Annotated in this window: 13 protein-coding genes; 5 read left to right on the forward strand and 8 right to left on the reverse strand. The window is 60.6% G+C overall.

What is annotated here, in order from left to right:
- Positions 1-152: 152 nt before the first annotated feature.
- The 6 genes from PA598K_RS15570 to PA598K_RS15595 all read right to left on the reverse strand — a co-directional run bounded on the left by PA598K_RS15570 (position 153) and on the right by PA598K_RS15595 (position 7,389).
- A complete protein-coding gene (locus tag PA598K_RS15570; protein WP_128657851.1) occupies positions 153-2,486 on the reverse strand; it encodes an FAD-dependent oxidoreductase in 2,334 nt (777 codons plus the stop codon).
- A gap of 37 nt (positions 2,487-2,523) precedes the next feature.
- Positions 2,524-3,417 (reverse strand): carbohydrate ABC transporter permease, encoded by an 894-nt coding sequence (locus PA598K_RS15575; protein ID WP_128657852.1) that lies wholly within the window; start codon positions 3,415-3,417, stop codon positions 2,524-2,526.
- 16 nt (positions 3,418-3,433) lie between these two features.
- Positions 3,434-4,324 carry a carbohydrate ABC transporter permease gene (locus PA598K_RS15580; RefSeq protein WP_260405433.1) on the reverse strand — a complete coding sequence of 297 codons (891 nt, stop codon included), beginning with the start codon at positions 4,322-4,324 and terminating at the stop codon, positions 3,434-3,436.
- A gap of 197 nt (positions 4,325-4,521) precedes the next feature.
- On the reverse strand, positions 4,522-5,418 hold the full coding sequence (locus PA598K_RS15585) for a sugar phosphate isomerase/epimerase family protein (RefSeq protein ID WP_128657854.1): 897 nt from the start codon (positions 5,416-5,418) through the stop codon (positions 4,522-4,524).
- Between the two features lie 49 nt (positions 5,419-5,467).
- Positions 5,468-6,337, reverse strand: a complete 870-nt coding sequence (locus PA598K_RS15590; RefSeq protein WP_128657855.1) for a sugar phosphate isomerase/epimerase family protein — start codon at positions 6,335-6,337, stop codon at positions 5,468-5,470.
- Positions 6,334-7,389: a Gfo/Idh/MocA family protein gene (locus tag PA598K_RS15595; protein ID WP_128657856.1), complete on the reverse strand. Its 1,056-nt coding sequence runs from the start codon at positions 7,387-7,389 to the stop codon at positions 6,334-6,336. The genes PA598K_RS15590 and PA598K_RS15595 overlap by 4 nt, the downstream gene beginning before the upstream one ends.
- Before the next feature lie 153 nt (positions 7,390-7,542).
- On the opposite strand from PA598K_RS15595, the gene PA598K_RS15600 reads away from it, so the two are divergent.
- Entirely contained in the window at positions 7,543-8,418 is an 876-nt protein-coding gene (locus tag PA598K_RS15600) for an AraC family transcriptional regulator (RefSeq protein WP_128657857.1), read from the forward strand.
- Between the two features lie 101 nt (positions 8,419-8,519).
- On the opposite strand, the gene PA598K_RS15605 is transcribed toward PA598K_RS15600, so the two are convergent.
- A complete protein-coding gene (locus PA598K_RS15605) occupies positions 8,520-8,855 on the reverse strand; it encodes an MGMT family protein (RefSeq protein ID WP_128657858.1) in 336 nt (111 codons plus the stop codon).
- Between the two features lie 217 nt (positions 8,856-9,072).
- Between PA598K_RS15605 and PA598K_RS15610 the strand changes: the two genes are divergently transcribed.
- From PA598K_RS15610 to PA598K_RS15625, 4 genes are all read left to right on the forward strand, one after another.
- Positions 9,073-10,686, forward strand: a complete 1,614-nt coding sequence (locus PA598K_RS15610; RefSeq protein WP_128657859.1) for a Na/Pi cotransporter family protein — start codon at positions 9,073-9,075, stop codon at positions 10,684-10,686.
- Between the two features lie 134 nt (positions 10,687-10,820).
- Positions 10,821-11,384 carry a GNAT family N-acetyltransferase gene (locus PA598K_RS37990; RefSeq protein ID WP_260405434.1) on the forward strand — a complete coding sequence of 188 codons (564 nt, stop codon included), beginning with the start codon at positions 10,821-10,823 and terminating at the stop codon, positions 11,382-11,384.
- A gap of 266 nt (positions 11,385-11,650) precedes the next feature.
- On the forward strand, positions 11,651-12,226 hold the full coding sequence (locus tag PA598K_RS15620; protein WP_128657860.1) for a TetR/AcrR family transcriptional regulator: 576 nt from the start codon (positions 11,651-11,653) through the stop codon (positions 12,224-12,226).
- Positions 12,227-12,260: 34 nt separating this feature from the next.
- Entirely contained in the window at positions 12,261-13,301 is a 1,041-nt protein-coding gene (locus PA598K_RS15625; protein ID WP_185602007.1) for an NADH:flavin oxidoreductase, read from the forward strand.
- Positions 13,302-13,489: 188 nt separating this feature from the next.
- On the opposite strand, the gene PA598K_RS15630 is transcribed toward PA598K_RS15625, so the two are convergent.
- Complete coding sequence (locus PA598K_RS15630; protein ID WP_128657862.1) at positions 13,490-13,786, reverse strand: hypothetical protein; 297 nt, start codon at positions 13,784-13,786, stop codon at positions 13,490-13,492.
- Positions 13,787-14,101: the final 315 nt, after the last annotated feature.

The raw sequence follows: 14,101 nt of genomic DNA on the forward strand, positions 1-14,101 counted from the left end.
GCCCCCGTTATGGATGGCCTGTGGCTCTTGTCTTGTCTATCTTGTCCTGTCGCTCTTGTCCTGCCCCAGCCTCACGCTACTCTGCACCGCAACGATCGTTCGCCGACGACGAGCGGTCTAGCCTCGACAGCTGCTCGCTGTCACAGTCGCTGTCAGCTGTAGCAACGGATCTCGTAGATGGCCGCCGACGGATCGCCGTTCGTCTCGTGGACGAGGACGCGCAGCCGGTCGGTGAGGACGCCGTCGCCGCCGAGGTCGACCGCATTGCGACGCTGGTAGTTGTCCCGCTTCGTCGCCGCCTCCACCCATGCGCCGTCCTGCCAGGCCAGGATGCTGTAGGCGCGGGCACACTGGGGATCGCGATAGAACGGCGGGTAGTTGTGATACTCGTGGTACAGATGACCCGGGAAGGTCAGCTCGACGCGCCGGATGCGCTGCGGCGACTCCCACTGCAGGTCGAGCCACTGGCCGAGCGGCTGCTGCGGGTCGGAGCGCCACAGATTGGTCGACCGGTGCGGCCGCGTCACGCCGCTCTGCACGAGCGCAGGCGCGTAGCAATTCTGCGCCGGCGAGATGCGGAAGCTGCGGTTCTCCTTGATGCTGCGCATCTTGCCTTGACCGATCTCATAAGCCGCTGTATGGCCGGGGATGACCGTGCCGGCCCGCAGCCAGGCGACCTGAGGATGCGCCAGCAGGTCGATGCGCAGATAGCTGTGCGCCGGGAAGTCCCGGCCCGGCTGGAGATCCAGCTCCAGCGGCAGCCAGAGCTCGTCGCCGCGCGGCACCTCCAGCACCGCCTCCGCCAGCGGCGTCCCGGGCTCGCTGCGGTAGTCCCAGATGTCCGTGACTGCATAGATGCGCGCCTGTACCTGCTGCGGCTCGCCCGAGAGATTGGCGAGCGCTACCTCGAGCCGCTCGACCGGGCGATCGCCGACGGCGATCCATTGTCCGACGCGGTGCGCCAGTCGGTCCCGATCATATGGACGGGCAGGCGGCTCCGCCGGCTTGGGCTTCGTCTCCTTCCAGTCGACGAGATGCTCGGCCGTGCCCGAGCTATGCGGTCCGACACCATGCGAGACCGCCTCGCTGCTGGCGCTCACCTGCGCCAGACGGGCGAGGTCGCGCGCATCTTCATTGCGCACATGAGGCAGGAAGCAGCCATCGCGCAGCAGCGTCTGCTGGATATCCGTCACTCTGCGCTCCAGCAGCTCGTCGGCACTCAGCCGCTCCCGGACCATCGTCGCCGCCGCGACGCCGACAGCTTGGCCCATCAGCGCCGTCGTCCCCATGACCCGGACGGTGCCGAGCGCCGCGTGGGTGACGCTCACATTGCGTCCGGCCATCATCAGATTGTCCACGTCCTTGGACATACAGACGCGCAGCGGGATGCCATATGGGCCGCAGTAGCTCTTGACCGCGTAGTCCGTCGTCTCGTCATACTGCTCTGCGCTCGATGGCTCGCTGGTCGGCGCCAGCAGCCCGCCAGGCGTATGGAGGTCGAGGAACCAGCCGCCAAAGGCGATCTCGTCGTCGAAGGCAGTGCGGTTCATCGGGTCGTGCTCGGTCATTAAATATTTGCCCATAATGCGGCGGCTCTCCCGCTTGCCCGGCACCTGGCCGATCCAGTCGAGCGCATAGTTGGCCGCCAGCTCGCGGGTGTTCGGATCGCGGTTTTTGATCCAGTCCCATACCCCAAGCGTATGGCGCGTCAGCTCATGCCGGATCTGCTCGGCATCGTCGATGGTGTGCCACGGGATGCCAATCTCTAGCCACCAATAACCGCTGCGAATATCGTAGGGCGGACGGCCCTGCTCATAGAAGAAGCTCGCGTCCTCGTAACGGATCGCCCACTCCGGCAGCGTAAACGGCACCGGACGGCCCATATCCTTGGCCTTGAAGTGAATCGAGTTGCCCATCACCTCGCCGTTCGCTTGCTCGGGCGCATGCGGCTCCCCATACTCGTCGCGACCTTCGCTGCCCATCCGCCATTCACAGCCTGCCAGGTCGGCTAGTACGCCGTCGCCCGTACAGTCGATGAACTGCGTGGCGCTCAGGATCAACTCGACCTCGGCATTGTGCGTGTAGCAGCGGATTGACTCGACCTTGCGCGCCCCGTCCATGTTGACGCCGAGCAGCGACGTGTTGAGATGGAAGGTCAGCCCCTCGGTCTGCATCGCCAGATCGTACATCGTCATATCCCACACGCTGTTCGTCCAGCCGTTCTCGGTGATCAGCTCATGGTTGCGCGCCCGCTCCTCGATGAGCAACTCGGAGATGATCCCCGTCTCCCGAGCATAGGCGTGGAAGCACGCCGCACCATGCGGCGATACCCGGATCTCTGAAGACGAGTTGCCGCCGAATACGGGGCGATCCTGGACGAGACAAGTTCGAGCGCCTTGCCGGGCGGCAGCGACCGCCGCCGAGAACCCGGCTAGTCCGCCGCCGGCGACGACGACATCATACGTTTCGCGAATCTGTTGTGCCATAGTGCATGCTCCTCTGCAGTTGATAATGTAAGCTCGCTCAGCCCTTGACGGCGCCGCTGGCGATGCCCTCGATAATGAAGCGCTGGCCGATCAGGAAGACGAGGATCATCGGGATCATCGCCGCCGTGGCCGCCGCCATCATGCCGTTGTAGTCGACGGAGTTCTCGAGGACGAAGTTCTGCAAGCCAAGCGGTACGGTGTACAGCCCCTTGTCGACGAGGAAGATGAGGGCATTCTCGTAGTCGTTCCAGTGCCAGGAGAAGTCGAGGATCGTCAACGTCGCGAGCGGCGCCCGCGCCAACGGCAGGATGACATGCCAGAAAATCCTCAGATGGCCAGCGCCGTCGATGAACGCCGCCTCGCTAATCTCCTGCGGCACCGTGACGAAAAATTGCCGTAGCAGGAAGACGCCGAAGATCGTAAACATGCCCGGCAGAATAAGCGCCAGATGCGTGTTGTAGATGCCCATCCACTCGAAGAGGACAAACTTGGGCACAAACAAAATCTGCGGCGGCACCATCATCATCGACAGGTAGATGAAGAACATCGGCTCCCGCCCCCGGAACTTGACCCGGGAGAATCCATAGGCGGCGAGCGCCGCGAAGGCGACCGCGCCGACCGTCGAGATGATCGACACCTTTAGCGAATTCATATAGAAGGACACGAAGTTCATCGGGCCCGTCCACACATTAATATGATGCCGCCAGATCCATTGCTCGGGAATCCACTTCACCGGGAACTCGAACACCTCCAGCGGCGTCTTGAACGAGGTCGAGATCATCCATACAAAAGGCAGCAGCAGCATGACCCCGAGCGCCAGCATGAGCGCGGTCAGCAGCGTCTTGCCTGGCCGCAGTCCTGCGGCGCGACTCTGGCGGGCGGTCTTGGTAGGCGCAGCGCTGGCGCGCTGTGCGGTTATCGTTGATTTCATCGGCGGACCTCCTCCATCAGTAATGCACCCAGCGCCGCTGGCCGATCCAGTTAAGCAGCATGATCAGCATGACGATGGCGAACAGCATCCACGAGATCGCGGAGGCGTAGCCCATCTCATAGTAGCGGAAGGCGGTCTTGTAGATATAGATCGACAGGACGCTGGTCGACTCGCCGGGACCGCCGCCGGTCGTCGCTTGGATGATGCCGAACGTCTTGATCGCCGAGATGAAGCCAGTGATCAGCAGCAGGAAGGTCGTCGGCGAGACGAGCGGGATCGTCACGTAGCGGATCGTATGCCACAACCGCGCGCCGTCGATCCGAGACGCCTCGAGCAGCTCCTTGGGCACGTCCTGCAGCCCGGCGAGATAGATGATCATGTTGTAGCCGATCATGATCCACACCTGGATGATCGCCACGGCATAGATCGCCGTACTCGTCTCCGCCATCCAGCCCGGCGGGTCGGCGATGCCTATGAGCCGCAGCGCGCCGTTGATCGGTCCCATGCTCGGGTGGAAGAGCAGCATCCAGACGAAGGCGATCGCTACCCCGTTCATAATGTAGGGCAGGAAGTACAAGGTGCGCAGCAGCTTTTGCAGATAGACGCTCTGGTTGAGCAGATACGCTACGGGGAACGCCAGCAGGATCGACGCCGGCACGGTCAGCAGGAAGACGAGCGTCTTGCCGACCGAATTGTGGAACGACGGGTCCTCCATTAGCCGCTGCAAATTATCGAGTCCGGTGAAGCTCCACTGATCCCGGTTCATAAACGAATAATCCGTAAACATCATCACCAGCGACATCATCGCCGGCACGAGATAAAACATCGTAATCCCCAGCATGCTGGGCAGTACAAACAGGTAGCCTATCGGGTGGTGGTCATGTATCCCGGTACGCAGTCGTCTCACAAGCATCCTCCTCATCTTGACCGGTCGCATGTGTCTATGCCAAGTCTATGTACCCTCATTGTAGCAACGAGGACCGAGAGGGATAAGGAACGCTGTTGTGCTGTAATGGCACTGTGTTGGGGTGCACAACAGAAATACCCCCAAGGTCGCTGGACCTTGGGGGTGCTCTGCTGTCGCAGTGGAGCTATGAGACGTGATTATTGACCTTGAAGCTTCTTGAGGAACTGCACCGCCTTGGAGATATCCTCCGACGGGTTGGTGCCGACCTCGCGCTCGATGGTCAGGTAGCCTTTGTAGCCGATGTCGGTCAGCGCAGCCAGGTAAGCCGGCCAGTCGACCGCGCCTTCGCCGAGCGGCACCTCGCGGAACGCTTCGCCTTGCTCGGCCAGGAGCGCCATCGTCTCGTGGCTCATGCCTTCGTTCTTGTCATAGCCGAGCATGCCGTAGACGTCGCGCGCCTCGACCGGACGCAGCTGGATGCCGTCCTTGGCATGGGTATGGACGATGTAGTCGCGCAGGTTGTAGACGCCCTCGACCGGATCGTCGCCGGTGACCATGACCATGTTGGCCGGGTCGAAGTTGACGGACAGGCCGTTGGAGCTAAGCTGATCGAGGAAATGCTTCAGATGCGCCGAGCGCTCCGGGCCGGTCTCGATCGCGAAGTACGCGCCCATCGAGGTCGCATAGCTGCTCAGCTCGTCGCATGCCTTATGCATCGCTGCATAGATGGCGCTGTTCTCGTCCTCCGGCACGATGCCGATATGGGTCGTAACGACGTTGGTGCCGAGCTCTACCGCCAGATCGAGGATGCGCTTGGACTTCTCCACCTTGGCTGCATTGGCCGCAGCGTCCTGGAAGCCATGACCGCCGAGGTCGCCTACGAGCGCCGAGATTTCCAGCCCCAGCGAGCCGATGAAGTCCTTCCATTCCTTGCGCTGCGCCGTGCTCAGATTATCCGGGTCCATCTCGCCCTGTACGGCGTAGATCTGCACGCCGTCTGCGCCGACCTCCTTGGACTTGATGAGGCCTTCCTTGACGCCGAGGCGGAAGCTGTCGACGATGACACCGATTTTGTGCTTGTAGATTGAACTCATGGCAAGTGCCCTCCCTTAAGTAATCGTGATCGTTGCTTACCCTGCTCGCTTACTCCGCAGCTTCGATGCTGTCCCAGATCGCGCGCGCGTTGGCAAGCGCCAGACGGGTCGCCCGCTTGCACTCCTCCATGCCCTCGAACTCGATGGACAGATAGCCGTCAAAGCCCGATTGCTTGACGATCCGCAACACCTCGCGCATCGGGATATCGCCGTCGCCGACGATCGCGCCACGCAGATAGTTGCCGTGCGAGGTGCGGAACCAGCCCTCGCCCTTGCGATCCGCAGCCGGACGCAGGTAAAAGTCCTTCAGATGGACCATCGAGGCGATGCCGATGTTCTTGGCCACAGCGACGACCGGATCCTCGTCGGCGCACATAAAGTTGCCGATGTCGAGCGTCGTCTTGTAGTTGGCCCGGTCGACGGCGCGCACCAGCGCCTGGACGCGGTCGCTCGCCTGGACGTAGTAGCCGTGGTTCTCGACGCTCGTCGTGATGCCCTTGGTCGCCGCATAGTCAGCGACCTCGGCGCAGGCGGCAGCGATGACCGGCAGCTCCTCGAGGAAGTGGCCGATCGAGATGTCCGGCGACGAAGCGACGTCATGCCGCATGAGCGAGACGCCCAGCGATGCCGCGGCGTCGACCTCGCCCTTCAGGCGCGCAACCTCTGCTGCTACCTCGTCTGCCGTCTTGCCGCTGAAGTTGCCGCCGACCGCATAGTTGGAGATATCCAGGCCGCGCGCAGCAGCGCGCTCGCGGATCTGCTGCGCCAGCTCGGGATTGCCCGCCAGCGTATAGCCGAGCGGCACGATCTCGACATGCTCGCCGCCGATCTCGGCGATGTAATCGATGACGTCGAGGACTGTCATCTCGCCCGACTGCGTAGCTCCGTACAGACTGTATGTGCTGACCCCTAGCTTCACAGCTGCACCTCCTTGCCTGTCTCGGCCGACTCGTAGATGGCGCGCAGGATGCGCATCAGCTCGACGCCGTCCTCGACCGGACTGATCGGCTCCTTGCCCTCGGAGATGCAGTCTACGAAGTGATCGACCTCCGCCTGGAATGCCGCCTCGAACTGGAAGCCGGGATGGTCGGTCTGCGGCGTGATGTTGAGGATCGTATCGTACTTCTCAGTGACGATCGATACGGCCGGCTCGATCTCGATGCCGCCCTTCTCGCCGTACAGACGAATCATCGCCTCGTTTTTGCCATGCAGCGTAAAGCTGACATCGACCATCAGCGACGCGCCGTTCTCGAAGCGGATGATCGCATTGGCCATATCCTCGACGGTGTTGTTGTCGGCGCTCCAGTCGGCAGCCTTGTAGAAGGCCAGGTTGCGGACATTGGCGCGGTTGCCGAGCTTGCGGTAAGTGTTGCCGCTGACCGACTTGACGGCCGGACGGCCCATCATGTACCAGCACAGGTCGATGGCATGTACGCCGATATCGATCAGCGGACCGCCGCCCGAGCGCTCGATGTCAGCGAACCAACCGCCCGGATTGCCCAGACGACGGATGAGCGACGCCTTGGCATAGTAGATCTCGCCGAACTCGCCGTTGTCCTGGAATTCGCGCAGCATCTGCACGTTCGGATCATAGCGGCGGACGAAGCCGACCTGGAGAATCTTGCCCGAGGCGCGCACCTGCTTCTGTACCTCCAGCGCATCCTCAACGGTGCGGCAGAGCGGTTTTTCGACGAGCACATGCTTGCCGGCCTGTACAGCGGCGATGCTGATCTGCGCATGCGTATCGTTCCACGTACAGATGCTTACCGCATCGATGTCGGGGTTGGCCAACAGCTCGTTGTAATCGGTGTAGACATGAGCTGCGCCGTATTTTTCGGCTTTCTGACGGGCCCGCTCCTCATTGAGATCGCAGATCGCGTAGATCTCCGTCTCCGGATTGTTTTTGTAAGCGCCCAGATGCATATCCGAGATGGAACCGGCGCCGATGACACCAATTTTGTATCGACTCATAACCAATATCTCCTCCTGCTCGCATTAGACTATGGCTATATCATATAATGAGGGAGAGAGCGTCTCCATGATGTAGACTGCTCTACATTTGTACTATTGTGCTATGTATGCTGCATTCCGATGCACGATGCCACCATGTGGAGGAGGGACACCATGAAGAAGCCGCCGGCCCTGCAAGAGCCGATGGATATGCCCAACCCGGACTTCCCGATCAAGGTCAATCTAAGCAAGGCCAAAGGCTACGGCAGACTGATGTTCCCGACGCACTGGCACAAGCATATGGAGATCCTGTTCGTCCAGAGCGGCGCGCTGGCGGTCGAATGCAACTCCGAGCGCTTCACCGCCCATGAAGGCGACCTGGTCATCATAGGCAGCCATGATCTGCACAGCGGCTTCAGCCACTCCGACGATCTGGCCTATTATGTAATGATCCTCGACCCGGCGCTATTGAACAGCGCTTCGCTGGATGCGGCGCAGACCAAGTTTATCACGCCGATCGTGCGCAACCAGATCGTCTTCCACCATAAATTAAGCGGCGACGCCGATGTCTCCGAATGCATGTACGCGATCATCCAGGAGATGGGCGAGCGTCAGCTCGGCTACGAGCTATCGGTAAAGTCGCATCTGTTCCGCATGTTGACGCTGCTGATGCGCCGGCATGTGAAGGCTCATCTGCCGCAGAGCAACTACGAGCAGCGCCGCCACAATCTGGAGCGCTTCCAGCCGGTGCTGAGCTATATCGAATCACACTACGACGAGGAGCTCTCGGTGGCGCAGCTGTCGGAGCTGGCCGGACTGAGCCGTTTTCACTTCAGCCGCATCTTCAAGGAGCTGACCGACCGCACCGTCACCGAATACGTCATCGACATCCGGCTGCGCGAGGCCGAGTATCTGCTCCACAACACCGACATGACGATTTCCGAGATCGCGCTCGCTGTCGGATTCAGCGACATCTACTACTTCAGCCGCACCTTCAAGAAGGCCAAGCATTCCTCGCCGTCGGAGGTTCGCAAGCGGCTGCGCAGCTGACCCGCCACGTCCGACACCTGCCGGACTCTGTCCGGTAAGCCAGTCCCGGATCGCCTATCGGCGAGTTGAGGCTGGCGGCACGGCGTTGGACGTGCCCCATACTACTCGCTATCCCCGGCCAGTTCCTCGGCGTCCGCTGGCTCGTAGCGATACTCCGCCAGATCGACGCGGCCCGAGATGGTCGTCACGCCCTCGGCGTCCAGCGACAGCTCCTGGCTCATCCGGCCGTCGGGGTCGCCGATCGCGATCTCGCCGAGCCGGTTGACGACGCGATGCCAGGGCAGCGCATGCGCCTCGCTCATGCTGTGGAGGATGCGGACGACCTGCCTGGCCGCTCGCGGCTGGCCCGCGGCTGCGGCGACCTGACCGTAGGTCATCACCTTGCCCGCCGGGATCGCCTGGATGATGCGGATGACGGCAGCAGTGAATGGCTGCATCTGATTCACCTCTCTTTTTGTTCAGCGCCTCCTTCGGGAGGCTTTTTGTTTACTATACCATGCCGATGTGAAGCTTGCCGGAAGGGTTGGTCGCCAAATGAGGAATTTTTCATCTTTCGACACGATTGTTTCTGAAAAAGAATATTAACCTTTCGTAAACTCCTTTATAATAGGACGGGTATGCACGAAACCATCTTTCGTTACAGGGGGAGAGTAAGTGGATTGGCAGGAAGTAGCATTTAAATTCATAGGCGGACTGGGCATCTTCTTGTTCGGCATCAAGTATATGTCGGATGGCCTCCAGAAATCCGCCGGCGACAAAATGCGAGGTTTATTGGAAAAGTACACCTCCAACCCGTTCCTGGGTGTGTTGTTCGGCATCGTAGTCACGATCCTTATCCAATCATCTACCGGCACGACCGTTATGGCGATCGGCCTTATCAATGCGGGTCTGATGACGCTGCGCCAGGCGATCGGCGTCATCATGGGCGCCAATATCGGGACGACGATGACGGCGTTTATCGTCGGCATCAAGATCGAATCCTACGCGTTGCCGATCATCGGTCTCGGCGCGATCCTGCTCTTCTTCGTCGGACGCCAGAAGGTCAAGTATGTTGGGCAGGTTGTGTTCGGCTTCGGCATGCTGTTCCTTGGGCTCTCGACGATGGGCAGCGGGCTCAAGCCGCTCAGCAGCCTGCCGGCCTTTTCCGACTTTATCGTCGACATGTCGCAGTACCCGATCCTCGGCCTGATCGCCGGGACGATCTTCACTGTCATCATCCAGAGCTCTACTGCTGCGATCGGCATCCTGCAGACGTTGGCCGATGAAGGGATGATCAGCTTCCGGCACTCGCTGCCGATCCTGTTCGGCGACAACCTGGGGACGACCATCACGGCCGTACTCGCCTCGATCGGCGCATCGGTCGCCGCTCGGCGCGCAGCGCTTGTCCATGTCGTCTTTAATGTGTTCGGCGTGATTATCTTTATGACCGCCTTGCCGCTTATGTACAACTTCATTATGTGGGTCGGCGCGGATGTCAATGTGCGTCTGCAGATCGCTTATGCGCACGGCGCATTTAACGTCGCCAACACGATGATCTTCTTCCCGCTCATCCCTTTCCTCGCCTGGATCGTCACGAAGCTCGTGCCAGGCAAGATGGAGGATCTCGAGTTCGCGCCCAAATTCCTCGACAACCGTCTGCTGGCGACGCCATCGATGGCAGTAGGGCAAGCGCAGCACGAAATATTGCGGATGGGCAAGTATGCCCGCGAGGCGCTGGAGGACGCGGCTGGCTACTTCCTGCGGAAGGACGCCAAGCTGGCCAACAAGGCGCTGCAAAAGGAGCAGCTCGTCAACGAGCTCGAGCGCAAAATTACGGACTACATGGTGCAAATCCATCAAAACGGCCTGCCCGAGGCGGACTCTGAACGGGCAAGCGGTCTGATGCATACGGTCAACGATATCGAACGGATCAGCGACCACGCCGAAAATATCGTCGAGCTGACGCAATTTTGCACGGAAAACAAGGTCGACATCTCCGACGAGGCCGAGCAGGAGCTGAAGCAGATGATGGAGCTGGCGGATCAGACCGTCGGCAAGGCGATCTATGCGTTGGAGCATCATGACCGAGAGGCTGCGGCAGAGGTTATGGCATGCGAGGCCGAACTGGACCGGATGGAAAAGGACTTCCGCGCCGCCCATATCGCCCGTCTCAACCAAAATCTATGCTCTGGCAACTCGGGCGCGATCTTCCTCGACATCATCAGCAATCTCGAACGTGTCGGAGACCACAGCAAAAACATCGCCGAGCATGTGCTGAAAACCGACTAAGGCTGATTCCGGGAACCTTGATGCGCAATAGTAGACCGTTCCTGAATGCAGGAAGCCGACGGCTAGACATGTGTATGAACCAGCGAAAACGGGTATAGATGAATACATCCTGACATCGCAAGGAGGGTTCATCCATGAAAAAGCCCATCCAAGAGCTGCAAGAAAACATAAATGACATCAAGCAAGCAACCGATACGATGAAGACCGAAATTCAAACGACCGTCGAGCTAGCCAAGCAATCCGCCGACCAGATCAAGCATGTGCTCGGCGAGCTGCGGGAGAGCCGCGAAGGCTTGAGCGCCTCGATGGAGGAAGGCAAAGCGAACGTGAACGAGCTGCGCGAGCAGACGCGAAGCGACATGCGCGAGCTGCGTGAGACGTTCCAGACCGACGAGCCGGCGAACGCCGACGCCAAAGCGGAGAGGTTCGAGCTGGTCAAGGAGGGGAACGGCTTCGTCATCTATGGCCGCGAGGGCTTGGTCGGCGAGATCACCTATACGCCGATCGACGAGCATACATGGGCGGCCGATCATACGTATGTGACGCCGGAGTACAGGGGGCGCGATATCGCGCAGCGGCTGCTGCAACGTCTGGCCTCGGCCGCCCGCCTCGAGCACAAAAAAATCGTCCCCGCCTGCTCCTACGTGCAGGCACAGTTCCGACGCAACGTCGAATACGCCGATGTGTGGCAGCGGTAGCGGGAACGCTATTCATCGCTATATTGAGCCGCGGCTGGCTGCGGAAAATCGCATCGGGCTGTTGCTTGACAATGACAAGCAAGACATCGCATCTGCCTCGCTTGGCGGGATTCATCGCATCGGCCCCGCTTGGCGGGGATTCATCGCACCAGCTCAGCTTGACGGCGAGGTATCGCATCAGGCGCGCAAAGCGCATCTTCGCAAGGGGATGCGCTTTTGCCGATGCCATTCTTGACTGAGTAGTCAAGAAATGATAAAGTACGCCTATGGGCAGAAAAAGAGAATTCGATGCGGAGGTTGCTCTCCGCCAATGTATGGAAGTGTTCTGGGCGAAAGGCTACCAGACGACCTGTCTGGACGATCTTACCGCGACGACAGGCGTCAAAAAGCAAAGTCTATACGGCGCCTTCGCCAGCAAACGGGCGTTGTTCCTGCAGGCGCTGACGCTCTACCGCGAGGATAACGTCACCCGGCTGGAGGCGCTGGCCGCCTCCGACGCTCCGCCGCTGAGGCAGCTGCAGTCCATCCGAGATTTCATCTTGAAGGGCGGAGAGACTTGCAGAGGCTGTCTCATGCTCAATACCGCGCTGGAGTTCGGCGACAGCGACGAGGAGGTGCGACGCGAGACAGAGATGATGTACGCCGAGACCGAGCGCATCCTGACGCGGATTATCCGCCGTGCGCAGGCTGAGCAGCAAGTAACCGCACGCCATCCTGCCGACGAGCTGGCGGCTTACCTGACCAATGTCATCCGCGGCGCTCAGGTGATGGCCAAATCCGGCGCAGACCCCGACCATACCGCCGCTGTAGTCGATACCGCATTTTCCCTGATGGCTCCTTAACGGGGCAACTCAAACTATCTACTGGAGGTTTATTATGTCCCCATCCACATCCGTTCAAGCATTGTTCACTCCCTTCACCGTCGGCTCGTTGACGCTCTCGAGCCGTATCGTCATGGCTCCGATGACGCGGGGCTTCTCGCCGGAGGGCGTGCCTGGTCCAAATGTCGCCGACTACTATCGTCGCCGCGCCGAGCATGGCGTCGGCCTTATCGTCACGGAGGGTACGGTCATCGATCATCCCGAGGCGTCCAATCAACCTTCCGTCCCTCACTTCCACGGCGAGGCGGCGCTGGCCGGCTGGGCCAACGTCGTGCAGGAGGTTCATCGCGTGGGCGGCAAGATCGTACCGCAGATCTGGCACATGGGCACGCATGGCGATGTCAACCACTTCACCGCCGATGATATCGCCGGTCTCATCCAGGCCTTCGCCGACGCCGCCGCAGCGGCCAAGCGGGTCGGCTTTGACGGCATCGAGCTGCATGGCGCGCATGGCTACCTGATCGACCAGTTCCTGTGGGAGCAGACCAACGCTCGGACAGACGAGTACGGCGGCAGCATGCTCGCCAGAGCACGCTTCGCCATCGAGGTCGTCGCTGCCTGCCGCGAGGCGGTCGGTCCCGACTTCCCGATCATCCTGCGCCTGTCGCAGTGGAAATCGAGCGATTACCAGGCCAAGCTGGCAGCGACGCCCGAGCAGCTCGGCGAGCTGCTCGCGCCGCTCGTCGAAGCGGGCGTCGATATGTTCCACTGCTCGACTCGCCGCTTCTGGGAGCCGGAGTTCGAGGGCTCCTCGCTGAACTTCGCCGGCTGGGCCAAGAAGCTGACCGGCAAGCCGACCATTACCGTCGGCTCGGTCGGACTGGACAGCGAATTCACCCGCCTGTTCGCCGAGGGTCAGGGCGCGCAGCGCGAAGGTCTGGACCAGCTGCTGGAGCGTCTGGAGCAAGGCGAGTTCGATCTGGTGGCAGTCGGCCGTGCCCTGCTGCAGGACCCGGAGTGGGCCGCCAAGATCCGCGAGGGCCGCACGGAGGAGCTGAAGCCATTCGGCGCGGAGGCGCTGCAGACGCTGCACTGAATGGCAGCCGAGCTGCTCTGGTGGGGCAGACTGCCGTTGCTCTCTCTCAAGAACGCCGGCAAGCGGCTTCGGCGGAAGCGACGGTACGGCTAACCGGCGGTCGGCAGATTGACGGTCCAGCCCAACGTTGTCATGGGAGGGCTGTCGACTGCTCTCTTCAGAGTAACGAATTACGGCGCCCCTTGCCGTCAGCTCTGGGCTGGCGATCCCTGTCGACCCACCGCAGTCAGCTCCGGGCTGACGATCCACGTCGCGCCTTGCACGTCAGCCCCGGGCTGACGATTCACATCGCGCACGCAGTCGGCCCCCATTATCACCAATCGCCTGTATAACTGCACTTTCGCCGCATAACCCAAAGAGACCGGGCGATACGATCCGTCGTATCGCCCGGTCTCTTCTTTGTGCCAACCGCTGTCGGTGACGAAGCCGGTACGGCTGCGTCCGTGATGCATGGCCGTTGCATCGTCAAGCTGCGTCGGACTCACGCAGTCGCCGCCGCTCAGCCAGACGCCTAGCCTGACCCTAACCGCCTAGCCTGACGCTAACCAGACACCTAGCTAGTAGATTGCTCCAAATGAACGTTCTCCATCTCACGTTTTACCCAAATAAAGGCCGGGATAGGTTAAAGGTAAAAGTACCTTTATTTGTGGCGAAACAGGGTAGAAAAACGGAAATAAATGCAAATGCGCACTTAAATGAAGCTGAATTCGCCTGATGTGTGACTTTTCCCTAAAACAACTGCACTTTTGCATTAAAATCCCGATTGCACGGGCTTTGAAGCATAAATAGAGGTATTATTG

The sequence above is a fragment of the Paenibacillus sp. 598K genome (assembly GCF_003851045.1).
GTDB lineage: Bacteria > Bacillota > Bacilli > Paenibacillales > Paenibacillaceae > Paenibacillus_D.

What these genes read in the sequence shown, in the direction of transcription:
- PA598K_RS15570 (WP_128657851.1), bottom strand. Translation starts at nt 2,486, where the DNA reads ATGGCACAACAGATTCGCGAAACGTATGATGTCGTCGTCGCCGGCGGC.
- PA598K_RS15575 (WP_128657852.1), bottom strand. Translation starts at nt 3,417, where the DNA reads ATGAAATCAACGATAACCGCACAGCGCGCCAGCGCTGCGCCTACCAAG.
- PA598K_RS15585 (WP_128657854.1), bottom strand. Translation starts at nt 5,418, where the DNA reads ATGAGTTCAATCTACAAGCACAAAATCGGTGTCATCGTCGACAGCTTC.
- PA598K_RS15595 (WP_128657856.1), bottom strand. Translation starts at nt 7,389, where the DNA reads ATGAGTCGATACAAAATTGGTGTCATCGGCGCCGGTTCCATCTCGGAT.
- PA598K_RS15600 (WP_128657857.1), top strand. Translation starts at nt 7,543, where the DNA reads ATGAAGAAGCCGCCGGCCCTGCAAGAGCCGATGGATATGCCCAACCCG.
- PA598K_RS15605 (WP_128657858.1), bottom strand. Translation starts at nt 8,855, where the DNA reads ATGCAGCCATTCACTGCTGCCGTCATCCGCATCATCCAGGCGATCCCG.
- PA598K_RS37990 (WP_260405434.1), top strand. Translation starts at nt 10,821, where the DNA reads ATGAAAAAGCCCATCCAAGAGCTGCAAGAAAACATAAATGACATCAAG.
- PA598K_RS15620 (WP_128657860.1), top strand. Translation starts at nt 11,651, where the DNA reads ATGGGCAGAAAAAGAGAATTCGATGCGGAGGTTGCTCTCCGCCAATGT.
- PA598K_RS15625 (WP_185602007.1), top strand. Translation starts at nt 12,261, where the DNA reads ATGTCCCCATCCACATCCGTTCAAGCATTGTTCACTCCCTTCACCGTC.